The following is a 24,864-nucleotide window of genomic DNA, read 5'->3' as shown; positions in this document are numbered from 1 at the left end:
GACCCGTCGTCCGGAACCAGGCCCCGAACAGCACAAGACCCGTTGCCCGGAACCAGGCCCCGAACAGCAACAAGACCCGTTGCCCGGAACCAGGCCCCGTACGGCGGAGGGCCCGTCGTCGCGTCTCGTGCGACGAGCGACCCCTCCGCCCGGCCACCGGGGGCTAGTGCGCTGCCGATTCCCAGTCCGGGCCGACGCCCACCGAGACGTCCAGGGGGGCCCGGAGATGGACGGCGTTGGCCATTTCGTGGCGGAGGAGTTCTTCGGTGGCCGCTCGCTCGCCGGGGGCGATCTCCAGGACGATTTCGTCGTGGACCTGGAGGAGCATGCGGGACTTGAGGTCCGCCTTCTCCAGCGCCTGGCCCACCTTGAGCATGGCGATCTTGACGATGTCCGCGGCGGTGCCCTGGATGGGGGCGTTGAGCGCCATGCGTTCGGCCGCCTCGCGGCGCTGGCGGTTGTCGCTGTTGAGGTCGGGGAGGTAGCGGCGGCGGCCGAAGAGGGTCGCCGTGTAGCCCGTCGCCCTCGCCTCGTCCACGGCCCGGCGCAGATAGTCCCGCACGCCGCCGAACCGCTCGAAGTACGCGTCCATGAGGGTGCGGGCCTCGGCCGCCTCGATGTTCAGCTGCTGGGAGAGGCCGAACGCCGACAGCCCGTACGCCAGGCCGTACGACATCGCCTTGATCTTGCGCCGCATCTCGGCGTCCACCGCGGTGGGCTCCACGGCGAACACCTGCGCGGCGGCCGTCGTGTGCAGGTCCTCGCCGGAGGTGAACGCCTCGATCAGGCCCGCGTCCTCCGAGAGGTGGGCCATCACCCGCAGTTCGATCTGGCTGTAGTCGGCCGTCATGAGCGATTCGAAGCCCTCGCCGACCACGAAGCCGCGGCGGATGGCCCTGCCCTCGTCGGTGCGGACCGGGATGTTCTGCAGGTTCGGGTCCGTCGAGGAGAGACGGCCGGTCGCCGCCACCGTCTGGTTGAACGTCGTGTGGATACGCCCGTCCGTCGCGATCGACTTGATGAGGCCCTCGACGGTGACGCGCAGCTTGGCCTGCTCGCGGTGCCGGAGCATGATCACCGGCAGCTCGTTGTCCGTCTGGGTCGCCAGCCACGCGAGGGCGTCGGCGTCGGTGGTGTAGCCGGTCTTCGTCTTCTTCGTCTTCGGCAGGGCGAGCTCGCCGAAGAGGACCTCCTGGAGCTGCTTGGGCGAGCCCAGGTTGAACTCGTGCCCCGCCGCCGCGTGCGCCTCCTTCACGGCCTGCTGCACGGCGCCCGCGAACATCTGCTCCATGGCCTCCAGATGGGCCCGGTCGGCCGCGATGCCGTGCCGCTCCATCCGGGCCAGCAGGGCCGAGGTGGGCAGTTCCACGTCACCCAGCAGCTCCACGGCGCCGACCTCCTGGAGGCGGCCCTCGAAGGCCTCGCCCAGGTCGAGGACGGCTCGGGCCTGGATCATCAGGGACTCCGCCTCGGCGCCGTCGTCCGCGCCGAAGGCCAGCTGGCCGTCGGCCGCCGCGGCGGGGGCCAGCTCCCGGTGCAGGTACTCCATGGACAGCGCGTCCAGATCGAAGGAGCGGCGGCCCGGCTTGACCAGGTAGGCGGCGAGCGCGGTGTCCATGCGCACGCCTTCGACCGTCCAGCCGTGCTCGGCGAAGACGCGCATGACGCCCTTGGCGTTGTGGAGGATCTTCGGCTGGTCCGCGGCGGCGAGCCAGGCCGCGAACGCCCTCTCGTCGGCCTCGTCCAGCTGGGACGGGTCGAACCAGGCGGCCGCCCCGCCGGCCGCGGCGAGCGCGATCTCGGCGACCGAGCCGGTGCCGAGCGCCCAGGTGTCGACCGTGGCCACGCCGAGGATGCCGGTGCCGTGCCCGGCGAGCCAGCCGGCCAGCTCGCCCGTGCCCAGCACCGTGCCGTCCAGCTCGACGCCGCCCGTGATCACCGGCGTCGTCTCGGCCTCCTCGGCGCCCGGGTCGACGGCCAGCAGCCGCTCACGCAGTGACGGGTTCCTGATCTCCAGGGTGTCGAGGATCATCGCGAGCGCCTTGCGGTCGTACGGCGCGCGCTCCAGGTCGGCGACCGTCTTCGGCAGTTCCACGGTCCGCACCATCTCGGTCAGCCGCCGGTTGAGCTTGACGGCCTCCAGGTGCTCGCGGAGATTCTGCCCGGCCTTGCCCTTGACCTCCTCGACGCGCTCGACGAGGTCCGCGAACGACCCGAACTGGTTGATCCACTTCGCGGCCGTCTTCTCACCGACGCCCGGGATGCCCGGCAGGTTGTCGGACGGGTCGCCGCGCAGGGCCGCGAAGTCGGGGTACTGCGCGGGCGTCAGGCCGTACTTCTCGACGACCTTCTCCGGGGTGAACCGGGTCAGCTCGGAGACGCCCTTCGTCGGGTACAGCACCGTGGTGTGCTCGCTGACCAGCTGGAAGGAGTCACGGTCGCCGGTGACGATCAGCACGTCGAAGCCCTCGGCCTCGGCCTGCGTGGCGAGGGTGGCGATGACGTCGTCCGCCTCGAAGCCGTCGACGGCGAAGCGCTGCGCGTGCATCGCGTCGAGCATCTCGCCGATCAGCTCGACCTGGCCCTTGAACTCGTCCGGGGTCTTGGAGCGGTTCGCCTTGTACTCGGTGAACTCCTCGGAGCGCCAGGTCTTGCGGGACACGTCGAAGGCCACCGCGAAGTGCGTGGGCGCCTCGTCGCGCAGGGTGTTGGCCAGCATCGACGCGAAGCCGTAGATCGCGTTCGTCGGCTGGCCCGTCGCGGTCGTGAAGTTCTCCGCGGGCAGCGCGAAGAACGCGCGGTAAGCCAGCGAGTGCCCGTCCATGAGCATCAGGCGGGGCCGGTCGCCGCCGGAGGTGTGTGCGGTCGTCTTCGATGCTGTTTCTGCCACGCCCCCGATCCTGCCACGAGCCACTGACACTCAGACCCGCCCGCCGCCGACGGCCCCTCCCGAGCGGCACCCGCCGCAACCGTCGCCCTGGCCCCGCACCCGCCTGGACCCGATCGTTGTCACCTGCGCGTGCGAGGATCGGAGAGGTACTTCACATGCGAAGGAGAGCGCGCCATGGCAACGAAGCCGCCCAAGGCAGATCCGGTTCAGGACGCGCCACAGGTCGCCGAGCCGAAGCACGCGGCCGCGGGGATCCCGGCCATCGGGCACTCCCTGCGCATGGCGCAGCAGCAGATGGGCGTGAAGCGCACCGCCCTGACCCTCCTGCGCGTCAACCAGAAGGACGGCTTCGACTGCCCGGGCTGCGCCTGGCCGGAGCCGGAGCACCGGCACGCGGCGGAGTTCTGCGAGAACGGCGCGAAAGCGGTCGCCGAGGAGGCCACCCTGCGCCGGGTCACCCCGGAGTTCTTCGCCGCGCACCCCGTCGCCGACCTCGCGACCAGGAGCGGCTACTGGCTCGGCCAGCAGGGCCGGCTGACCCACCCCATGTATCTGCCCGAAGGCGGCACCCACTACGAGCCGGTGACCTGGGAGCGCGCCTTCGACATCGTCGCCGAGGAGATCACCGCCCTCGCCTCCCCCGACGAGGCCCTCTTCTACACCTCCGGGCGCACCAGCAACGAGGCCGCCTTCCTCTACCAGCTCTTCGCCCGCGAGCTCGGCACGAACAACCTGCCGGACTGCTCCAACATGTGTCACGAATCGTCCGGTTCGGCCCTGACGGAGACCATCGGCGTCGGCAAGGGCAGCGTCCTGCTCGAAGACCTCTACAAAGCCGACCTGATCGTCGTCGCCGGCCAGAACCCCGGCACCAACCACCCGCGCATGCTCTCCGCCCTGGAGAAGGCCAAGGCCAACGGCGCGAAGATCATCAGCGTCAACCCGCTGCCCGAGGCCGGCCTGGAACGCTTCAAGAACCCGCAGACCCCCCAGGGCATGCTCAAGGGCGCAGCACTCACCGACCTGTTCCTGCAGATCCGCATCGGCGGCGACCAGGCCCTCTTCCGCCTCCTGAACAAGCTCATCCTCGAGACGGAGGGCGCGGTCGACGAGGAGTTCGTCCGCGAACACACCCACGGATACGAGGAGTTCGCAGCCGAGGCCCGGGCCGCCGACTGGGACGAGACGCTCACCGCCACCGGCCTGTCCCAGCAGGACATCGAACGCGCCCTCGGCATGGTCCTCGCCTCGAAGCGCACGATCGTGTGCTGGGCGATGGGCCTCACCCAGCACAAGCACTCCGTGCCGACCATCCGCGAGGTGGTCAACTTCCTCCTCCTGCGCGGAAACATCGGCCGCCCCGGCGCGGGCGTGTGCCCGGTGCGCGGCCACTCGAACGTGCAGGGCGACCGCACCATGGGCATCTTCGAACGCCCCTCGCCCGCCTTCCTGGACGCCCTGGAAAAGGAGTTCGGCTTCGCGCCGCCCCGGCACCACGGCTACGACGTCGTACGCGCCATCCGCGCGATGCGCGACGACAAGGCGAAGGTCTTCTTCGCCATGGGCGGCAACTTCGTCTCGGCCTCCCCCGACACCGACGTCACGGAGGCGGCCATGCGACGCGCACGCCTCACCGTGCACGTGTCGACGAAACTCAACCGCTCACACGCCGTCACGGGCGCGCGTGCCCTCGTCCTCCCCACCCTCGGCCGCACCGAACGCGACCTCCAGGGCAGCGGCGAGCAGTTCGTCACCGTCGAGGACTCCATGGGCATGGTGCACGCCTCCCGCGGCCGCCTGGAGCCCGCGAGCACCCACCTGCTGTCCGAGCCGGCGATCGTGTGCCGCCTCGCCCGCCGCGTGCTCGGCGAGGACAGCAAGGTGCCGTGGGAGGAGTTCGAGAAGGACTACGCCACCATCCGCGACCGCATCGCCCGCGTCATCCCCGGCTTCGAGAACTTCAACACGCGCGTGGCGGACCCCAGCGGCTTCGCCCTCCCCCACGCCCCGCGCGACGAACGCCGCTTCCCCACAGCCACCGGCAAGGCCAACTTCACCGCCGCGCCCGTCGAGTACCCGAAGCTGCCCGAGGGCCGTCTCCTCCTGCAGACCCTGCGCTCGCACGACCAGTACAACACCACGATCTACGGCCTCGACGACCGCTACCGAGGCATCAAGAACGGCCGCCGGGTCGTCCTGGTGAACCCCGAGGACGCTCGCACACTGGGCGTCTCCGACGGGGCGTACGTCGACCTCGTCAGCGAGTGGAAGGACGGGACCGAGCGGCGGGCACCCGGATTCCGGGTCGTGCACTACCCGACGGCACGGGGCTGTGCGGCCGCCTACTACCCCGAGACCAACGTCCTCGTCCCCCTCGACGCCACCGCCGACACCAGCAACACCCCGGCCAGCAAGTCCGTCGTCGTACGTCTGGAACAATCGGCAACCGACTGAGCGCTTGCTCAGCCGAGACAGCCGTACCGATCACCACGAACGGAGCCGGGCGCCATGGGCGAGCAGCAGCACGTGAAGTTCCCGCAAGAGGTCATCGACGAATACGCCGCGCTCGGGGTGGACCTCCTCTCCCTGTTCTCCGCGGGCCACCTCGGCACGCGGATGGGCGTACAGATCGTGGAGGCGTCGGCGGAGCAGGTCGTCGGAACGATGCCGGTCGAGGGGAACACCCAGCCGTACGGGCTGCTGCACGGGGGCGCGTCCGCCGTCCTCGCCGAGACGCTCGGCTCCGTGGGAGCGATGCTGCACGGCGGCAGCTCGAAGATCGCGGTCGGCGTCGACCTCAACTGCACGCACCACCGGGGAGCACGGTCGGGACTGGTCACCGGAGTCGCGACACCCGTACATCAAGGGCGGTCCACGGCGACGTACGAGATCGTCATCAGCGACGAGGCGGGGCGACGGGTGTGCACCGCCCGCCTGACCTGCCTCCTGCGGGACGCGTCACCCGCCGACGAGGCCAACATCCGCGCCGCGCGATGACCATGCCGCTCGCCTGACCCGCGCCCGGCGCCGACTCGGTCGGCCGAGAGGCGGGCCTCGCCCGGCCGCCACCGGCGTCACAAGGCGCGCGCTCCCGCACCCGCGTACGGCGGCAAGGGGCCGTGTCGGGGGGTGTCCACCCGCAGCGGTTGGCGCGTCAACACCGGCACCTCGACAGCCAACCGATTCCGCGCCGTTCCGAGGACGGGCACCCCCCGACACGGCCCCGACCACCCCCACAACGCAAGGCGCAAACCCTTTCCCGGCGTAACGCTGCGTAACATGCGCGCAATACAGCGCCACACTTCCCTGTTCGGCGCCACGCTCCCCCGCCACCTTCCCCAGCTCCACCACACCGCCCGCGGCCCCTCCCCCACGCCACCAGCACCCACGGCCAAGCGGAAGTGCACGTTCTCAGAATGCGGACCGAAGAGAAAACCGGCCAAACCGGCCGAGACCTCCCTTCCGCGAACTTCGTCCTCCATCACGTCATAACAAGAAAGTCACAAGCCAGCCCACGACGATGCCCCTGCCCACAGACCGGGCTTAGAGTCACGGCCAGTCACCGCTCCATCGGGAGTTCGGTACCAGCGCGGCACCCGCCGCCCCCACAGGGATGGCAGTGACTGCGGAAAGGACTGATTGTGCGACGTTCCATGGTGATACTTACCTCCGTCCTCGCGACTGGAGCTCTGACGCTCACCGCCTGCGGCTCCCGAGACGACAACGGCGGCGACACCGGCGACAACGGGGACTCGACCACCCTGACGATCGGCGTGGACGCCCCGCTCTCCGGTGAGAACTCCACCACCGGCCTCGGCATCCAGTACGGCTCCCAGATCGCCGTCGACGACGCCAACAAGAACAACCTCGTCCCCGGCGTCAAGTTCAAGATCAAGGCCCTGGACGACAAGGCCCAGCCCGCCACCGGCCAGTCCAACGCCACGGCCCTCGTCGGCGACAAGACCGTCGTCGGCGCCGTCGGCCCCCTGAACTCCGGCGTCGCCCAGACCATGCAGCAGGTGTTCGCCTCGGCCGACATGGTCCAGATCTCCCCCTCGAACACCAACCCCGAGCTGACCCAGGGCAAGAACTGGCAGACGGACAAGAAGCGGCCGTACAAGACGTACTTCCGCACCGCCACCACCGACGAGCTGCAGGGCGGCTTCGCCGCCGGCTACGCCTTCAACAAGCTCAAGAAGAAGAAGGCGTTTGTCGTCGACGACAAGCAGACCTACGGCGCCGGCCTGGCGAAGATCTTCAACGAGCAGTTCAAGAAGCTCGGCGGCACGGTCGTCCAGACCGACCACGTCAACACCGGCGACAAGGACTTCGGTTCCCTCGTCACCAAGATCAAGAACTCCGGCGCCGACCTGCTCTACTACGGCGGCCAGTACGACGAGTCCTCGCTGATCACCAAGCAGATGAAGGACGGCGGCGTCGACATCCCGCTGTTCGGCGGCGACGGCATGTTCGCCTCCACCTACATCGAGACCGCCGGAGCCTCCTCCGAGGGCGACCTCGTCACCTCCGTCGGCGTCCCCGCCGACACCCTCCCCGCCGCCAAGACGTTCATCGAGACGTACAAGGCCAAGGGCTACAAGGGTGACTACGGCGCCTACGGCGCCTACTCCTACGACGCCACCACCGCCATCATCAAGGCCGTGAAGGCCGCCGTGGACGCCAACAACGGCGAAGTCCCCTCCGACATCAACAAGCTGCGCTCCAGCGTCGTCGCCGAAGTCCAGAAGTCCGACTTCGAAGGCATCAGCGGCAAGGTCGCCTTCGACGAGTACGGCGACACCACGAACAAGCAGCTCACCGTCTACCAGGTCGAAAAGGGTGCCTGGAAGGCTGTCGAGACCGGCACCGCCGACCTCGGCTGATCAAGGCCCCAGCACACCTCACCACCGGGCCGCGCGGAAGGGGACCCCGACCGCGCGGCCCGTTTCCACACCCAGACCACCCCCCGGCACGCATCCAGTGCACACGACCACCAGCGACATGGAGGCCATGCGGTGAACACCCTGCCGCAGCAGCTGGCCAACGGGCTGCTCCTAGGCTCGATGTACGGGCTCATCGCCATCGGCTACACGATGGTGTACGGCATCGTCCAGCTCATCAACTTCGCGCACGGCGAGATCTTCATGACCGGCGCCTTCGGCGCACTCACGGTCTACTTCTACATCCTCCCCGACGGCACAGCGATGGCCCTCGCCATCCCCCTGATGCTCCTGGGCGGCGCCATCGTCGCCATCCTCATCGCCGTCGGAGCGGAACGATTCGCCTATCGGCCACTGCGCGGAGCACCACGGCTAGCACCGCTCATCACCGCCATCGGCCTCTCCCTGGCGCTCCAGGAGGTCGTCCGCAACTTCTACCCCGACGCCGACCGCGCCCGCGCCTTCCCCGGCCTCGACGCCACCCACGACATCGGCTCCATCACCATCAAGGACGCCGACATCTTCCTGATCGCCGCCGCGATCATCTGCATGTCCGGCCTCGCCTTCTTCGTCCGCAAGAGCCGCACCGGCCGCGCCATGCAGGCCACCGCGCAGGACCCGGACACCGCCCAGCTCATGGGCATCGACACCAACCGCATCATCGTCATCGCCTTCGCGATCGGCGGCTTCTTCGCCGCCGTGGCAGCCGTCGCCTACGGCCTCAAGTACGGCAACGTCGACTACCGCATGGGCTTCCTCATGGGCCTCAAGGCGTTCACCGCCGCCGTCCTCGGCGGCATCGGCAACATCTACGGCGCCATGCTCGGCGGCATCGTCCTCGGCATCGCCGAAACCCTCGCCTCCGCCTACATCGACGGCATCCCCGGCATGCAGCAACTCGGCGGCCAGGGCTGGGCCAACGTCTGGGCCTTCGCCCTCCTCATCATCGTCCTCCTCGTGAGGCCACAAGGCCTACTCGGCGAACGCGTCGCGGACAGGGCGTGATCACGATGACCGACATCACCAAAACCACCCCCGCCACCCGCGGCCTCATCCCCCTCCCGGAAGCAGCCGCCCGCGGCCTCCTCCTCGGCGGCGGCATAGCCACCGCCGCCTCCGCCTTCCTCGCCTGGACCTGGACCTCAGAATTCCCCGGCGACCTCACCATCAACGGCTACCCCGGCGGCCTGCAATGGCTCACCTTCACCGCCGGCCTCCTCACCACCCTCTTCGCCCTCGCCCTCTACGGCGTCCGCGGCCTCGGCTGGCTCCTGCCCGCCCGCAACAACGCCCCCCTCGCCCTCGCCGCCCTCGGCGGCCTCGGCACCACCTGGTTCACCGTCATCGCCATCGCCAACAACCTCGGCGGCGTCGTCAACCTCGAACCCGGCGGCTGGATCGCAGCCATCGCCTCCCTGCTGCCCGTCCTCGGCGCCTTCGCCCTCCCCCAACAAGGAGTCGGCGAAAACAGCACCAAGGAAAGCCTCAAGGCGTACATCACCAAGCCCGACGCGATCCCCGCACCCCAGCCCCTCACCCCCTGGCTGGAACGCGCCGTCATCACCCTCGCCACCATCCTCGGCCTCGCCGTCTTCACCTACGGCATCGACACCGAGTACGGCGAACTCTTCATCGGCTACCTCTTCGTCGTCGTCTTCTTCACCTGGGCCCTGCACACCGCAGGCGTCATGGACCGCTTCTCCCGCATCGTCGCCCACAACCGCAGCTTCACGCTCGCCATGGGCTTCCTCGCGGCCATCGCGTTCCCCTTCACCCAGACCGACGACCACTACGCCAACATCGGCGTCAACATCCTCATCTTCGGAACCGTCGCCCTCGGCCTCAACATCGTCGTCGGCCTCGCCGGACTCCTCGACCTCGGATACGTCGCCTTCCTCGGCGTCGGCGCCTACACCGCCGCCCTCGTCTCCGGCTCCGAGTTCTCCCGCTTCTCCGGCGTCCAGTTCCCCTTCTGGGCCGCCGCCCTCGCCGGCGCCGCCGCCAGCCTCATCTTCGGCGTCCTCATCGGCGCCCCCACCCTGCGACTGCGCGGCGACTACCTCGCCATCGTCACCCTCGGCTTCGGCGAGATCTTCCGCATCGCCGTCAACAACATGGACGGCGTCTCCGGCCCGGACATCACCAACGGCCCCAACGGCATCCCGTCCATCCCCGACCTCAGCTTCTTCGGGTTCAACTTCGGCGAAGCACACGACGTAGCCGGCTTCACCCTCGGCCGCTTCGCCAACTACTACCTGCTGATGGTCCTCATCATGGCGATCGTCGTCCTGGTGTACACCCGCGCCGCCGACTCCCGCATCGGCCGCTCCTGGATCGCCATCCGCGAAGACGAGACCGCCGCCACCGCCATGGGCATCAACGGCTTCCGCGTCAAACTCATCGCCTTCGCCCTCGGCGCCGCCCTCGCCGGCCTCGCCGGCACCGTCAGCGCCCACGTCACCTACAGCGTCGTCCCGACGCCGTACCAGTTCGCCGGCTCCACCCCGCCGAACTCGGCCTTCCTCCTCGCCGCAGTCGTCCTCGGCGGCATGGGCACCGTCGCCGGCCCCATCCTCGGCGCCGCCCTGCTCTACCTGCTCCCCGAGAAGCTCGTCTTCCTCCAGGACAAGTCACTGCTCGCCTTCGGCATCGCGCTCATCCTCCTGATGCGCTTCCGCCCCGAAGGCATCATCGCCAACCGTCGCAACCAGCTGGAATTCCACGAAACCGGCCAACTCGACGTACCACAACAAACGACGCTGACCGACGAACCGGCAACCGTCACCAAGGCGGGGGCGTGAACGACATGACGACACCAGTACTCGAAGCCCGCGACGTCACCATGCGCTTCGGCGGCCTCACCGCCGTACGCTCCGTCGACTTCACCGTCAACACCGGCGAAATCGTCGGCCTCATCGGCCCCAACGGCGCCGGCAAAACCACCTTCTTCAACTGCCTGACCGGCCTCTACATCCCCACCGAAGGCACGGTCTCCTACAAGGGCACCGTCCTCCCCCCCAAGCCCCACCTCGTCACCCAGGCCGGCATCGCCCGCACCTTCCAGAACATCCGCCTGTTCGCCAACATGACGGTCCTGGAAAACGTCCTCGTCGGCCGCCACACCCGCACCAAAGAAGGCCTCTGGTCCGCCCTCCTGCGCGGCCCCGGCTTCAAGAAGGCCGAAAAGGCCAGCGAAGAACGCGCCATGGAACTCCTGGAGTTCATCGGCCTCGCCCACAAGCGCGACCACCTGGCACGCAACCTCCCCTACGGCGAACAGCGCAAGCTCGAAATCGCCCGCGCACTGGCCTCCGAACCAGGCCTCCTCCTGCTCGACGAACCGACCGCCGGCATGAACCCCCAGGAAACGCGGACCACCGAAGAACTCGTCTTCGCCATCCGCGACATGGGCATCGCCGTCCTCGTCATCGAGCACGACATGCGCTTCATCTTCAACCTGTGCGACCGCGTCGCCGTCCTCGTCCAGGGCGAAAAACTCGTCGAAGGCACCTCCGCCGTCGTCCAGGCCGACGAACGCGTCATCGCCGCCTACCTCGGCGAACCGTTCGAAGGCGAACCCGGCGAAGCCGAAGCCGCGGAAATCGCCGCCGTGGAGGCCGCAACCGACGCACAGAGCACCACCAGCACCAAAGGAGACGCCCAGTGACCGCACTGCTTGAGGTCGAAGACCTCCGGGTCGCCTACGGCAAAATCGAAGCCGTCAAAGGCATCTCCTTCAGCGTCGACGCCGGCCAGGTCGTCACCCTCATCGGCACCAACGGCGCCGGCAAAACCACCACCCTGCGCACCCTCTCGGGCCTCCTCAAGCCGGCCTCCGGAAAGATCATCTTCGACGGCAAGCCCCTCACCGGCATCCCCGCCCACAAGATCGTCGCCCTCGGACTGGCCCACTCCCCCGAAGGCCGCCACATCTTCCCCCGCCTCACCATCGCCGAAAACCTCCAACTCGGCGCCTTCCTCAGGAAGGACAAGGAAGGCATCGAAAAGGACATCCAGCGCGCCTACGACCTCTTCCCCATCCTCGGAGAACGCCGCAGGCAAGCCGCAGGAACCCTCTCCGGCGGCGAGCAGCAGATGCTGGCCATGGGCCGCGCCCTGATGTCCCGGCCCAAGCTCCTCATGCTGGACGAACCCTCCATGGGCCTCTCCCCCATCATGATGCAGAAGATCATGGCCACCATCGCCGAGCTCAAGTCCACCGGCACGACCATCCTCCTCGTCGAACAGAACGCCCAAGCCGCACTCTCCCTGGCCGACCAGGGACACGTCATGGAGGTCGGCAGCATCGTCGTCTCCGGCACCGGCGAAAACCTGCTCCACGACGAATCGGTCCGCAAGGCATACCTCGGCGAGGACTAGGACACGCTTGCGACTTGCCCGCACGACGAGTTGCCTGCATGACGAGTTGCCTGCATGACGAGGCCCGCGCCCCCGAATCCGGGACGCGGGCCTCGTCGTACGTGGCGCGAAGGGGGTCTCAGCCCTTGCCGTTCTTCTTCTCGTCAGCGTCCTGAATGACCGCCTCGGCGACCTGCTGCATCGACATCCGACGATCCATCGACGTCTTCTGAATCCAACGGAACGCGGCCGGCTCGGTCAGCCCGTACTCCGTCTGAAGAATCGACTTCGCACGGTCCACCAGCTTCCGCGTCTCCAGACGCAGGGTGAGGTCCGCGACCTCGTTCTCCAGCTCCCGCAACTCCGTGAAGCGCGACACCGCCATCTCGATCGCCGGCACGACATCACTCTTGCTGAACGGCTTCACCAGATACGCCATCGCACCGGCATCCCGGGCACGCTCGACCAGGTCACGCTGCGAGAAGGCGGTCAGCATCAGCACGGGCGCGATGCGCTCCTCGGCGATCTTCTCCGCCGCGGAGATCCCGTCGAGCTTGGGCATCTTCACATCGAGGATCACGAGGTCCGGCTTGTGCTCGCGAGCAAGCTCGACGGCCTGCTCGCCGTCACCGGCCTCGCCCACGACGCTGTAGCCCTCTTCCTCCAGCATCTCTTTGAGGTCGAGACGAATCAGCGCCTCATCCTCGGCGATGACGACACGGGTCGTCAGCGGAGGCACGTGCGACTTGTCGTCGTCGGGCGCGTCTACGGGCTGGGGCGACTCGGGGGCGGTCACGGGGGCTCCTCGTTCAGGGGCGGGTGCTGCTGACAAGAGCCTACCTAGCTGCGGTAAGGTGGGGGCACGGCGGGTGACCGCCAACCTTTGTTTCACAGGAAGCCCCGGTAGTCCAGCGGAAGAGACACGGTGCTCAAACCACCGACAGCGTGGGTTCGAATCCCACCCGGGGCACTTTTCCTTCGATTTGAAGGCCACCATAAAAAGCGGATGTCCACGTTCTCGTGAACATCCGCTTTTTGCTGCGTGTCGCGGCGATCACTCTCACAGAGTGACCGTATGGAACAGCACAGTCCTTCGATTCGCGTTCAAGCTGTCGCCCTCATGCGCCAGGGAGTCTCTAATCGCATCGTCGCGGAGCGCCTCAACATTCCGCGAGGGACCGTTGGTTGGTGGCGCAGCGAGGACCGCAAAGCGCGCGGCGAGACTTACGAGCAGCCAACGGACTGCCCGCGATGCACAGGGCGCGCGTTCGACGTAGTCGCGTACGCCTACCTGCTCGGCCTCTACCTCGGCGATGGGCACATCGTCTCGAAGCCCAAGCAGCACCACCTGTCCGTCTTCTGCAATGCAACCCAGACCGGGCTGATCGCCGCCGCTGAGGAAGCCATGCGCAAGGTCATGGCGCTCCCTAGCGTCAGACAGCGCTACAAACCCGGCTGCGTCGAGGTGAAGTCGTACACGAAGCACTGGACCTGCATGTTCCCCCAGCACGGCCCCGGCAAGAAGCACGAGCGCACCATCGCTCTCGAACCCTGGCAGCAAGCCATCGTCGATGCGCACCCCTGGGAATTCATCCGCGGCCTCATCCACTCCGACGGCTGCCGCATCACCAACTGGACCACTCGCCTCGTCGCCGGTGAGAGCAAGCGCTACGAATACCCCCGGTACTTCTTCACCAACGTGTCCAACGACATCCGGCAGCTCTACACCGACACCCTCGACAAGCTCGGCATCGAATGGACGCACTGCACGCGGAACGGCAACCCGTACAACATCTCCGTCGCTCGCAAAGCCTCCGTCGCCCTCATGGACACCCACGTAGGCCCCAAGCACTGAACCGGGCCCCTCCTCAAGAGGGGCCCTGCGCCCGCCTACTTGCGACCGTCGTCCTCCCCGATGTGGTGCACCCGCACGAGGTTCGTCGAGCCCGGGACTCCCGGCGGGGAGCCCGCCGTGATGACCACGGTGTCGCCCTGCTCGCAGCGGCCGTACTTCAGCAGCATCTCGTCCACCTGGTCGACCATGGCGTCGGTGGAGTCGGCCTCGGGGCCGAGGAACGTCTCCACGCCCCACGTGAGGCTGAGCTGGGAGCGGGTCGCGGGTTCCGGCGTGAAAGCCAGGAGCGGGATCGGTGAGCGGTAGCGGGACAGGCGGCGGACGGTGTCGCCGGACTGGGTGAAGGCGACGAGGAACTTGGCGCCGAGGAAGTCGCCCATTTCGGCGGCCGCTCGGGCGACCGCGCCGCCCTGCGTTCGTGGCTTGTTGCGTTCGGTGAGGGGCGGGAGGCCCTTCGCCAGGATGTCTTCCTCGGCGGCTTCGACGATCTTCGCCATGGTGGTGACGGTTTCGATGGGGTGCTTGCCGACGCTGGTCTCGCCGGACAGCATCACGGCGTCGGTGCCGTCGATGACCGCGTTGGCCACGTCGCTGGCTTCGGCCCTTGTGGGGCGGGAGTTGTCGATCATCGAGTCGAGCATCTGCGTGGCGACGATGACCGGTTTGGCGTTGCGCTTGGCGAGTTTGATCGCGCGTTTCTGGACGAGTGGGACCTGTTCCAGTGGCATTTCGACGCCCAGGTCGCCTCGGGCCACCATGATGCCGTCGAAGGCGGCGACGATGTCGTCGATGGCGTCGACGGCCTGGGGTTTTTCGATCTTGGCGATGACGGGGAGGCGGCGGCCTTCTTCGTCCATGATGCGGTGAACGTCGTCGATGTCGCGGCCGGTGCGGACGAAGGAGAGGGCGATGACGTCGAAGCCGGCGTGCAGGGCCCAGCGGAGGTCTGCTTCGTCTTTGTCGGTGAGGGCGGGGACGGAGACGGCGGCGCCGGGGAGGTTGAGTCCTTTGTGGTCGGAGATCATGCCTCCTTCGACGACGGTGGTGTGGACGCGGGGGCCGTCGATGGTGGTGACTTCGAGGCAGACTTTGCCGTCGTCGACGAGGATGTGTTCGCCGGGGGTGACGTCGGTGGCGAGGCCGGGGTAGGTGGTTCCGCAGGTGAGGCGGTCGCCTTTGGCGCCTTCTTCCACGGTGATGGTGAAGGTGTCGCCGCGTTCGAGGAGTACGGGTCCTTCGGTGAAGTGGCCGAGGCGGATCTTCGGGCCTTGTAGGTCGGCGAGGGTGCCGACGCTGTGGCCGGTCTCGTCGGAGGCCTTGCGTACGCGGTGGTAGCGCTCCTCGTGTTCGGCGTGGGTGCCGTGGCTGAGGTTGAATCGGGCGAAGTCCATTCCGGCGTCGACCAGTCCTTTGATCTGGTCGTACGTGTCGGTGGCGGGGCCCAGGGTGCAGACGATTTTTGCTCGGCGCATGTTTCGAGCCTAGAGCTTACCGGTGGGTAGGGAATTGGTCGTGGGTGACTGCTCGACGAGCTTTGGGTGAAGCGCTATTCACAAGTGTTGAATTGTGCGTCGGGGTGCTCTGATGAGCATTTAGGAACACCCCGACGCATTCTTATGACCATTACTTCTACAGCTGTGGTGGGGCCATGGTGAAGCGTGCGTTGACCTGGGCCTGGACGCGTTGGCGTTGGGGTTCGAGGTCGAGGGGGGCGGCGGCGGTGTCCTCGGCCGCGTAGGCCGCTGAGCGCATACGGCCGCCGCTCGGCCGGGCGGGGGAGGCCGGCGTGGAGCTTTCGGCGCCTATGTCGGCGAGCTCGACCAGGGCGGCCAGTGACGTCCCGAGCGCTTCGGCGTACTCCCTGGCGCGCTGGACGGCTTCTCGTACGGCCTGCTGCCGGGCTTGCCTGTGGGCGGGCGAGTTGGGGCGCAGGGCCCACCAGGGGCCGTCGACGCGGGTGAGGTCCTGGTCGGCGAGGCGGGTGGTGAGTTCGCCGAGGGCGGTGAAGTCGGTGAGTTCGGCGGTGATGTGGACGCGGCCGTGGTAGGCGTGGATGCGTTCGCCGCGGCCTTCTTTGAGTTGTGGGGTGATGGAGAAGGAGCCGGTCTCCAGTTTTTCGACTGCTGCGCCGTAGGTCTTGATGAGGTCGAGGGCGGCGGTGTTGCGGCGGGTGAGGTCGTCGAGGGCGGCTCGGCGGTCTTTGCCGCGGGAGGCGACGGTGATGCCGATGCGGGCGATTTCGGGGTCGACTTCGAGGCGTGCTTCGCCGCGGACGGCGATGCGGGGTGCGTCGGGGGTGCCGTAGGGGACGGCGGGCTGGGGCTCCTCGGATGGTGGGGTGGTCATACGTCCCACTCTGTCAGTTCTCACCTGTTTGACGCCCCTGCTGGTCACCAGATCGAAACCTGTGGGGTCTATTGCCGTGCGGCATGTCCGGGTCAGAATCTACGCGCGTTGTTGACCGTTGCCCGAGGAGAACCAGACATGCCGTTGAACCGCCGGAAGTTCCTGAAGAAGTCCGCCGTGACCGGGGCGGGGGTGGCGCTGGCGAGTGCGGTGGCGGCTCCGGCGGCGGAGGCCGCGGAGGCGAGGAAGGGTGCCCGGCCGGCGAAGCGGTACTCGCTGACGGTGATGGGGACGACCGACCTGCACGGTCACATCTTCAACTGGGACTACTTCAAGGACGCGGAGTACTCGGACGCCAAGGGCAACGCGCAGGGTCTGGCGCGGGTGTCGACGCTGGTGAACCAGGTCCGCGAGGAGAAGGGCCGTGGCAACACGCTGTTGCTGGACGCGGGTGACACGATCCAGGGCACTCCGCTGACGTATTACTACGCGAAGGTGGATCCGATCACCGCTGAGGGTGGTCCGGTGCATCCGATGGCGGCGGCCATGAATGCGATCGGTTATGACGCGGTGGCGCTCGGGAATCACGAGTTCAATTACGGCATCGAGACGCTGCGCAAGTTCGAGGAGCAGTGTGATTTCCCGCTGCTTGGTGCGAACGCGTTGGACGCGAAGACGTTGAAGCCGGCTTTTCCGCCGTATTTCATGAAGAAGTTCCGGGTGAAGGGTGCTCCGCCGGTGACGGTGGCGGTGCTGGGGTTGACGAATCCGGGTATCGCGATCTGGGACAAGGCGTATGTGCAGGGCAGGTTGACGTTCCCGGGGCTTGAGGAGCAGGCGGCGAAGTGGGTGCCGAAGCTGCGGTCGATGGGTGCGGACGTGGTGGTCGTGTCGGCGCACTCGGGTTCGTCGGGGACGTCGTCGTACGGTGACCAGTTGCCGTACGTGGAGAACTCGGCGGCGTTGGTTGCGCAGCAGGTGCCGGGGATCGACGCGATTCTGGTCGGGCACGCGCATGTGGAGATTCCGGAGCTGCTGGTCACGAACGAGAAGACCGGGAGGACGGTGGTGCTGTCGGAGCCGTTGGCGTATGCGGAGCGGCTGTCGCTGTTCGACTTCGAGTTGGTTTTCTCGAAGGGGCGTTGGGCGGTCGAGTCGGTGTCAGCGTCGGTGCGGAACTCGAACGCGGTCGCGGACGACCCGGAGATCACGAAGTTGCTGAAGGACGACCACGACGTGGTGGTGGCGTACGTCAATCAGGTGGTCGGTACGGCGACGGAGGCGCTGACGACGGTGGATGCGCGGTACAGGGACGCGCCGATCATCGATCTGATCACGAAGGTGCAGGAGGACGTCGTCAGGGCGGCTCTGGTGGGGACGGAGTATGCGTCGGTGCCGGTGATCGCGCAGGCGTCGCCGTTCTCGCGTACGTCGGAGATCCCGGCCGGCGAGGTGACGATCCGGGATCTGTCGAGTCTGTATGTGTACGACAACACGCTGGTGGCGAAGTTGATGACGGGTGCGCAGGTCAGGGCGTACCTGGAGTACTCGGCGGAGTATTTCGTGCAGACGGCGGCGGGTGCGGTGGTCGACGTGGACAAGCTGACGAATGCGGGTGGCCGTCCGGACTACAACTACGACTATGTGTCGGGTCTGACGTATGAGATCGACGTGGCCGAGGCGGCGGGTTCGCGGATCAAGAAGCTGTCGTATGAGGGTGTGGCGTTGGACGATGCGCAGAAGTTCGTGCTGGCGGTGAACAACTACCGGGCCAATGGTGGTGGGGCGTTCCCGCATGTGGCGTCGGCGCCGGAGTTGTGGGCGGAGTCGACGGAGATCCGGACGCGGATTTCGGAGTGGGTGACGGCGAAGGGTGTGCTGGATCCGAAGGACTTCGCGTCGGTGGACTGGAAGCTGACGCGGGGTGGCACGCCGGTTTTCTAGGGGTTTTCCGGCATCACGGGTTCAGCGGGGTGACGTTCACGGCGTCGGCGATGTCTTTGGCGCCGGCGTCGTTGACGTGTCGGCCGTCGCCGCTGTTGTGGTCGTCGCGGATCCGGTCGGGTCGGTCGGGGTCCGCGACGGCGGCGGCGATGTCGATGACGGCGTCTTTCGTGCCGTCAGTCGACGAGGGGGGTGAGGGCTTTGGCGGCTTGCCGTGCCTGGGGGATGTGGGGTGGGCGGGGTTCGAGGCCGAAGGTGGTGAAGGCGGTACGTGTGGGCAGTGGGTAGGGGTTTTTGCCGGTCAGGGTGTTGAGGATGGTGGCGCTGCGCCAGGCGGCGAGGCCGAGGTCGGGGGTGCCGACTCCGTGGGTGTGGCGTTCGGCGTTTTGGATGTATGCGGTGCCGGTGACGGAGGGGTCGAGGATCAGGCGGAAGTGTTCGTCGACGCGGGGGCGTTCGCGGTGGTCGCGGCGCAGGTAGGGGTCGAGGCCGGCGAGGATGCGGTCGAGGGGGCGTTCGCGGTGGCCGGTGGCGAGGACGACGGCGTCGGTGGTGAGGCGGGAGCGGGTGTTCTGCTGGATGTGTTCGAGGTGGAGTTCGATTTTGGTGGTGGCGATGCGGCCGGCGGTGCGGACGCGGACGCCGGGGGTGAGGACGGCATCGGGCCAGCCGCCGTGCAGGGTGCGGCGGTAGAGCTCGTCGTGGATGGCGGCGATGGTGTCGGCGTCGATGCCTTTGTGGAGTTGCCACTGGGTGGTGACGAGGTGGTCGCGGACGGTGTCGGTGAGGGCGTGGAAGTAGCGGGTGTAGTCGGGGGTGAAGTGTTCCAGGCCGAGCTTGGAGTACTCCATGGGTGCGAAGGCCTCGCTGCGGCCGAGCCAGTGGAGTTTTTCGCGGCCGGCGGGGCGGTGGCGGAGCAGGTCGAGGAAGATTTCGGCGCCGGACTGTCCTGAGCCGACGACGGTGACGTGGCCGGCGGTGAGGAACGTGTCGCGGTGGTCGAGGTAGTCGGCGGCGTGGACGACGGGCACGGCGGGGGCTTCGACGAGGGGCTTCAGGGGCTCGGGCACGTAGGGCTCGGTGCCGATGCCGAGGGCGATGTTCCTGGTGTAGGTCCGGCCGAGGGCTTCGGCTTCTCCTTCCGTGTCGAGCTGGGTGAAGTCGACTTCGAAGACGTCGCGTTCGGGGTTCCAGCGGACGGCGTCGACCTGGTGGCGGAAGCGGAGTGCGGGGAGGTTCTCCGACACCCAGCGGCAGTAGGCGTCGTATTCGGCGCGTTGGATGTGGAAGCGCTCGGCGAAGTAGAAGGGGAAGAGTCGTTCGCGGGTTTTGAGGTAGTTGAGGAAGGTCCAGGGGCTGGCGGGGTCGGCGAGGGTGACGAGGTCTGCGAGGAAGGGGACTTGGATGGTGGCGCCGTCGATGAGCAGGCCGCGGTGCCAGTGGAAGGCGGGGCGTTGGTCGTAGAAGACGGTGTCGAGTGCGGTGAGGGGGTGGGCGAGGGCGGCGAGGGAGAGGTTGAAGGGGCCGATGCCGATGCCGACGAGGTCGCGGGGTGGGTTGGGCTCGTGGTGTGGGGGGTGTGTCATCGGGGGGTGGTTCCTTCCACGAGTTTCAGCAGTCCGGCGAGGTCGTCGGGCCGGGTGTGGGGGTTGAGGAGGGTGGCTTTGAGCCAGAGGCGGCCGTCGAGGTGGGTGCGGCCGAGGACGGCTCGGCCGTGGGTGAGGAGGTGTCGGCGTACGGCGGCGACGGTGTCGTCGGTGGCGCCGGCGGGCCGGAACAGGACCGTGCTGATGGTGGGCTGGGCGTAGAGGTCGAGGCCGGGGTGGTCGTGGATCAGGTCGGCGAGGGTCCGGGCGTGGTCGCAGACCTGGTCGACGAGCGTGCCGAGGCCGGTGCGGCCGAGGGTTTTGAGGGTGACGGCGATCTTGAGGACGTCGGGGCGGCGGCTGGTGCGCAGGGAGCGGCCGAGGAGGTCGGGCAGGCCGGCGTCGGTGTCGTCGTCGGCGTTGAGGTAGTCGGCGTGCTGGTCGAGGGCGGCGAGGTCGTGGGGGTCTTTGACGGTGAGGAGACCGGCGGCGACGGGTTGCCAGCCGAGTTTGTGCAGGTCGAGGGTGATGGTGTGGGCGGCGTCGAGGCCGGTGAGTCGGGTGCGGTGCCGGTCGCTGAAGAGGAGGCCTGCGCCGTAGGCGGCGTCGATGTGCAGGCGGGCGTGGTGGGCGCGGCACAGGGCGGCGATCTCGGGGAGGGGGTCGATGAGGCCGGCGTCGGTGGTGCCCGCGGTGGCGGCTACGACGAGGGAGCCGGGCGGGCCGGGGAGGGTGGTGAGGGCTCGGGCCAGGGCCGTGGGGTCGAGGGTGCCGGTGGGGGTGGGGACGACGACGGGGTCGGGCAGGCCGAGCAGCCAGGCGGCGCGGGGCAGGGAGTGGTGGGCGTTGGCGCCGTGGACGAGGCGGACACCGGGGCCGTGGGTTTCGCGGGCGAGGAGGAGGGCGAGCTGGTTGGATTCGGTGCCGCCGGTGGTGACGAGTGCGTCGGCGGCACCGGTTTCCTGGGCGAGGGCCCGGGTCACCAGTGCTTCGAGTTCCGATGCCGCCGGGGCCTGGTCCCAGGAGTCCAGGGACGGGTTGAGGGCGGAGGCGGCGAGGTCGGCGGCGGTGGCGACGGCGAGGGGCGGGCAGTGCAGGTGGGCGGCGCACAGGGGGTGTGCGGGGTCGGCGGCACCTTCGGCGAGTGCGTGGACGAGGAGTCGTAGGGCGTCGGGTTCGCCTTCGTCCGGCAGGACGTCGCCCACGGCGTCGCGTACGCGTGCGGCGACTGCTTCGGGGCCGCCGGCGGGCAGGGGGCCGCCGCGTGCCTGGGTGCCGTCGTGCAGTGCGTGGAGCACGGTGTCGAGCAGGGGCCGCAGGGCGTGGGGGCCTTGGGGGCCCGAGGCGAGGCTCGGTGTGCTCATGGGTGGGTCCTCCGGGCGCTGGGCAGAGGGAGTTCCAGCTTGTACGCGCATGCGTGGCCGCGCCCGAGAAGCCCAACGAACGGAACCCGAAAGGGGGTACGTCCGTGCGGGGAAAATGTGTCGGGGCGCGGCCGGCCGGGGAGTCGGCCGTGCCCCGGGGGTCGTCCGGTTTATGCCTCCCGTACTCGCAAGGCGCGTGCCAGGTCGTCGAGTTGGTCGGCGAGTTTGCGGCGCAGGGACGGGATGGCGTCGCCGTCGTTCAGGCAGGCTTCGCCCAGGCTCAGGGTCTGCGGGTCGATGGCGTGGACGGGGAAGGCCCAGCGGCCGGCGGCGTCGGCGATGGCGGGGCCGCGGCGGTCGGCGAGGGCGACGGCGTCCTGGAAGTAGCGGGGTACGTACTGCTGCAGGAGGTCGGCCTGTTCGGGTTGCCAGAAGCCTCGGGCGGTGGCGGTGAACAGGTAGTTGGAGAGGGTGTCGTCGGTGAACATCGCTTCCCAGGCGCGCTGTTTGGCGTCCTCGTCGGGCAGGGCTGCCCGGCAGTGGGCGGCGCCTTCCTGGCCGGTGGCGCTGGGGTCGCGTGCCAGTTCGGCCGTGATGGCGGCTTCGTCGGTGGCGCCGAGGACGGCGAGCCGGGACAGGACGCGCCAGCGCAGCTCGGGGTCGAGTTCGGGGCCGCCGGGGACGGTGCCGTCGGCGAGCCAGGCGGCGATGGTGTCGGGGTGGGCGGCGACGTCGATGAAGTGGCGTACGGCGATGAGGCGCAGGCCGGGGTGGTCGCCGTCTTCGGTGCGGCGGATGAGGTCGCGGCACAGGGCGGTGAGGGTGGCGAGCGCGGCGGGCCGTGCCTCGGGCTTCAGGTAGCGGTCGGTGACCTGGGCGGCGGCGAAGGCGAGGACGCCCTGGACGAGGGCGAGGTCGGTCTCGTGCGGGAGGTGGGCGCGGGCGGCTTCCAGGTAGGCGGCGGCGGGCAGTTCGCCGTCGCGGACGGCGTCCCTGAGGGCGTTCCAGACGACGGCGCGAGTGAGGGGTTCGGGCAGGCCGGAGAGGGCTGCGTGGACGGTTTCGAAGGAGCGGGGGTCGAAGCGGACCTTGGCGTAGGTGAGGTCGCCGTCGTTGAGGAGGAGCAGGGCGGGGCGTTTGCCGATGGGGTGGGCGGTGGTGTGCGGGATGTCGAGGTGGAGGCGTTGGCGCAGGACGAGGTGGCGGCCTTCGTCGGCGACGTCCCTGTCGTAGAGGCCGACGGCGATGCGGTGGGGGCGGCTGCCGGTGTGGTCGACGGTGAGGGTGCAGGTGCCGTCGTCGCCGGGGGTGACGCGTGGCGTGAGGGTGTCGACTCCGGTGGTGCGCAGCCAGGCGTCGGCCCAGGCGTGGACGTCGCGGTCGGTGCCCGCGGCGAGGGAGTCGATGAAGTCGGCGAGGGTGGCGTTGGCGAACTTGTGGCGGGCGAAGTGGGTGTTGATGCCGGCGAGGAAGTCCTTCTCGCCGAGCCAGGCCACCAGTTGACGGAGTGCGGAGGCGCCCTTGGCGTAGGAGATGCCGTCGAAGTTGAGCATGGCGGACGCGGTGTCGGGGACGGCGGCCGGGTCGGGGGCGACGGGGTGGGTGGAGGGTCGCTGGTCGGCGTCGTAGCCCCAGGCTTTGCGGGCGACGCCGAAGTCGGTCCAGGTGTCGGTGAAGCGGGTGGCTTCGGTGAGGGTCTGGTAGCCCATGTACTCGGCGAAGGACTCGTTGAGCCAGATGTCGTCCCACCACTGGAGGGTGACGAGGTCGCCGAACCACATGTGGGCCATCTCGTGGGCAATGACCATGGCGCGGGTCTGGCGTTCGGTGTCGGTGACGGCGGAGCGGTAGACGAACTCGTCGCGGAAGGTGACCAGTCCGGGGTTTTCCATGGCGCCGAAGTTGAACTCGGGGACGAATGCCTGGTCGTAGGAGTCGAAGGGGTAGGGCTCTTCGAACTTCTCGTGGTAGCGGTCGTAGCACTGCTGGGTGATCTCGAAGAGTTCGTCGGCGTCCGCGTCGAGGTGGGGGGCGAGTGAGCGGCGGCAGTGGATGCCGAAGGGCAGGCCGTGGTGTTCGGTGCGTACGGAGTGCCAGGGGCCGGCGGCGACGGCGACGAGGTAGGTGGAGATCAGGGGGGTGGGTGCGGCCTTCCAGTGGCCGTCGCCGAGGTGTTCGGTGGTGCTGTTGGCGAGGACGGTCCAGCCTTCGGGGGCCTTCACGGTCAGGTCGAAGACGGCCTTGAGGTCGGGCTGGTCGAAGGCGGGGAAGACGCGCTTGCAGTCCTCCATGGCGAGTTGGGTGTAGAGGTAGGTTTCGCCGTCGGTGGGGTCGGTGAAGCGGTGCATGCCCTCGCCGGTGCGGGAGTAGTGCATCGCCGCGTCGACGCGCAGTTCGTGCTCGCCGGGGGTGAGGTTTTTCAGGGGCAGCCTGTTCTCGTCCAGGGTTTCCGGGTCGAGGGGGTGTCCGTCGAGGGTGACGGCGCGCAGTTCGGCGGGCTTGATCTCGACGAAGGTGTCCGTGGTGTCCTGGTTCGCGCGGACGGTGAACCGGATGACGGTGCGGGAGTCGAAGGTCTCGTCGCCGGTGCTCAGATCGAGGTCGATCGTGTAGCTGTGAACGTCGAGGAGCTTGGCACGGGTCTGCGCTTCGTCGCGCGTCAGTACGGACATGCAGGACATGCTGCCTGATGCCGCTGACCTGGCACAGAGGCGGATCGGTACGCGGCCTATGTCCGGTCCTGTTCGAGCTCCCCGGTGTGCGCCCCCTGGCCGCGCTGGATGGGAACGCGGCCGTCCGGATGGGGCAGGGCGGGGTGTTCGTCGGCCTCGCCGTGGTCCTTGACGAGGGCGCGGAGTTCCCGGACCTCGTGTTCGAGGGCGCGGTGGCGCTGGTGCGCGTCGAACAGGTAGCGGACCTTGGTGCGCAGCGCCCAGGGGTCGACGGGTTTCATGACGAGGTCGGCGACGCCGAGCGCGAAGGCGGTGGTGGTCAGTTCGTGGTCGGCGCCGAAGCCGGTGAGCAGGATGACGGGTATGTGCTGGGTCTGTTCCACGCGGCGCATGTAGCGCACGACGTCCAGGCCGCTGACGCCGGGCATGCGGACGTCGAGCAGGAGGAGGCCGACCAGGCCGCGCAGCACCTGTTTGAGGGCTTCGTCGCCGCTGGTGGCGCGGCCCAGCCGGTAGCCCAGCGGGGCCAGGGTGCTCTCCAGGGCGTACAGCGTGTCCTCGTGGTCGTCGACGATGAGGATCCTGGCATCCGACGGCATGGCCCGACGTCCCTCCCTCGTGGACAGACCAGCTTATGTCCGGGGAGCTGACGGGCAGTGCTCGTCAGCTGACAAGGAGTGCACAGCGCAGCATGCCTCTCGGGAGCCCCCGTGTCACGTCCTCGGGGGCATCCGGGGAGGTCAATTCGCCAGGGGTGTCGAGTCGTTGACGGCGTCCTCGGCGATGCGCTCGTGGTGCCTGATCACTTCGGCGATGATGAAGTTCAGGAACTTCTCGGCGAAGGCCGGGTCGAGGCTCCCGCCTGTACGTAAGCCGCGTTCGCGCAGGTGAGGATGGTTCAGTAGCTT

Annotated in this window: 17 protein-coding genes and 1 tRNA gene; 10 read left to right on the top strand and 8 right to left on the bottom strand. The window is 68.4% G+C overall.

Features of this window, described 5'->3' with window-relative positions:
• Positions 1-163 precede the first annotated feature (163 nt).
• On the bottom strand, positions 164-2,890 hold the full coding sequence (polA, locus tag KUM49_RS05860) for a DNA polymerase I (RefSeq protein WP_217235619.1): 2,727 nt from the start codon (positions 2,888-2,890) through the stop codon (positions 164-166).
• 174 nt (positions 2,891-3,064) lie between these two features.
• Between polA and KUM49_RS05855 the strand changes: the two genes are divergently transcribed.
• From KUM49_RS05855 to KUM49_RS05825, 7 genes are all read left to right on the top strand, one after another.
• Positions 3,065-5,344 carry an FdhF/YdeP family oxidoreductase gene (locus KUM49_RS05855; RefSeq protein WP_217235618.1) on the top strand — a complete coding sequence of 760 codons (2,280 nt, stop codon included), beginning with the start codon at positions 3,065-3,067 and terminating at the stop codon, positions 5,342-5,344.
• A 54-nt stretch (positions 5,345-5,398) separates the two neighbouring features.
• On the top strand, positions 5,399-5,887 hold the full coding sequence (locus tag KUM49_RS05850; protein ID WP_217235617.1) for a hotdog fold thioesterase: 489 nt from the start codon (positions 5,399-5,401) through the stop codon (positions 5,885-5,887).
• Between the two features lie 656 nt (positions 5,888-6,543).
• Positions 6,544-7,773, top strand: coding sequence for a branched-chain amino acid ABC transporter substrate-binding protein (locus tag KUM49_RS05845; protein ID WP_217235616.1), 1,230 nt, complete (start codon positions 6,544-6,546; stop codon positions 7,771-7,773).
• Positions 7,774-7,905: 132 nt separating this feature from the next.
• Positions 7,906-8,835, top strand: coding sequence for a branched-chain amino acid ABC transporter permease (locus tag KUM49_RS05840; RefSeq protein ID WP_217235615.1), 930 nt, complete (start codon positions 7,906-7,908; stop codon positions 8,833-8,835).
• A gap of 5 nt (positions 8,836-8,840) precedes the next feature.
• Entirely contained in the window at positions 8,841-10,631 is a 1,791-nt protein-coding gene (locus KUM49_RS05835) for a branched-chain amino acid ABC transporter permease (protein WP_217235614.1), read from the top strand.
• 5 nt (positions 10,632-10,636) lie between these two features.
• On the top strand, positions 10,637-11,497 hold the full coding sequence (locus KUM49_RS49730) for an ABC transporter ATP-binding protein (protein WP_217235613.1): 861 nt from the start codon (positions 10,637-10,639) through the stop codon (positions 11,495-11,497).
• Positions 11,494-12,210 (top strand): ABC transporter ATP-binding protein, encoded by a 717-nt coding sequence (locus tag KUM49_RS05825; protein WP_217235612.1) that lies wholly within the window; start codon positions 11,494-11,496, stop codon positions 12,208-12,210. Before KUM49_RS49730 ends, KUM49_RS05825 begins: the two co-directional genes overlap by 4 nt.
• Before the next feature lie 118 nt (positions 12,211-12,328).
• Here the strand turns inward: KUM49_RS05825 and KUM49_RS05820 are convergent, their stop codons facing one another.
• Entirely contained in the window at positions 12,329-12,985 is a 657-nt protein-coding gene (locus tag KUM49_RS05820; protein ID WP_053748470.1) for an ANTAR domain-containing response regulator, read from the bottom strand.
• Positions 12,986-13,086: 101 nt separating this feature from the next.
• On the opposite strand from KUM49_RS05820, the gene KUM49_RS05815 reads away from it, so the two are divergent.
• Both KUM49_RS05815 and KUM49_RS05810 read left to right on the top strand, forming a co-directional pair.
• Positions 13,087-13,159, top strand: a tRNA-Leu gene (locus KUM49_RS05815).
• A gap of 105 nt (positions 13,160-13,264) precedes the next feature.
• On the top strand, positions 13,265-14,044 hold the full coding sequence (locus KUM49_RS05810; protein ID WP_217235611.1) for a helix-turn-helix domain-containing protein: 780 nt from the start codon (positions 13,265-13,267) through the stop codon (positions 14,042-14,044).
• 35 nt (positions 14,045-14,079) lie between these two features.
• On the opposite strand, the gene pyk is transcribed toward KUM49_RS05810, so the two are convergent.
• Entirely contained in the window at positions 14,080-15,516 is a 1,437-nt protein-coding gene (pyk, locus tag KUM49_RS05805; protein ID WP_217235610.1) for a pyruvate kinase, read from the bottom strand.
• Between the two features lie 157 nt (positions 15,517-15,673).
• The gene (locus KUM49_RS05800; RefSeq protein ID WP_217235609.1) at positions 15,674-16,390 is read right to left on the bottom strand and encodes an SIMPL domain-containing protein; all 717 of its coding nucleotides are present in this window, start codon (positions 16,388-16,390) and stop codon (positions 15,674-15,676) included.
• A 138-nt stretch (positions 16,391-16,528) separates the two neighbouring features.
• On the opposite strand from KUM49_RS05800, the gene KUM49_RS05795 reads away from it, so the two are divergent.
• Positions 16,529-18,334, top strand: coding sequence for a bifunctional UDP-sugar hydrolase/5'-nucleotidase (locus tag KUM49_RS05795; RefSeq protein ID WP_217235608.1), 1,806 nt, complete (start codon positions 16,529-16,531; stop codon positions 18,332-18,334).
• Between the two features lie 176 nt (positions 18,335-18,510).
• Here the strand turns inward: KUM49_RS05795 and KUM49_RS05790 are convergent, their stop codons facing one another.
• The 4 genes from KUM49_RS05790 to KUM49_RS05775 all read right to left on the bottom strand — a co-directional run bounded on the left by KUM49_RS05790 (position 18,511) and on the right by KUM49_RS05775 (position 24,555).
• On the bottom strand, positions 18,511-19,920 hold the full coding sequence (locus KUM49_RS05790; protein ID WP_217235607.1) for a lysine N(6)-hydroxylase/L-ornithine N(5)-oxygenase family protein: 1,410 nt from the start codon (positions 19,918-19,920) through the stop codon (positions 18,511-18,513).
• Positions 19,917-21,284 (bottom strand): aminotransferase class V-fold PLP-dependent enzyme, encoded by a 1,368-nt coding sequence (locus KUM49_RS05785; RefSeq protein WP_217235606.1) that lies wholly within the window; start codon positions 21,282-21,284, stop codon positions 19,917-19,919. Before KUM49_RS05785 ends, KUM49_RS05790 begins: the two co-directional genes overlap by 4 nt.
• Positions 21,285-21,454: 170 nt before the next feature.
• Positions 21,455-23,956, bottom strand: coding sequence for an aminopeptidase N (gene pepN / locus KUM49_RS05780; RefSeq protein WP_217235605.1), 2,502 nt, complete (start codon positions 23,954-23,956; stop codon positions 21,455-21,457).
• A gap of 56 nt (positions 23,957-24,012) precedes the next feature.
• A complete protein-coding gene (locus tag KUM49_RS05775) occupies positions 24,013-24,555 on the bottom strand; it encodes a two-component system response regulator (protein WP_217235604.1) in 543 nt (180 codons plus the stop codon).
• Between the last annotated feature and the right edge of the window lie 309 nt (positions 24,556-24,864).

Source organism: Streptomyces sp. AC555_RSS877, assembly GCF_019049245.1.
In the GTDB taxonomy this organism is placed as follows: Bacteria; Actinomycetota; Actinomycetes; order Streptomycetales; family Streptomycetaceae; genus Streptomyces.
This window is presented reverse-complemented; position numbering and strand designations above follow the sequence as displayed.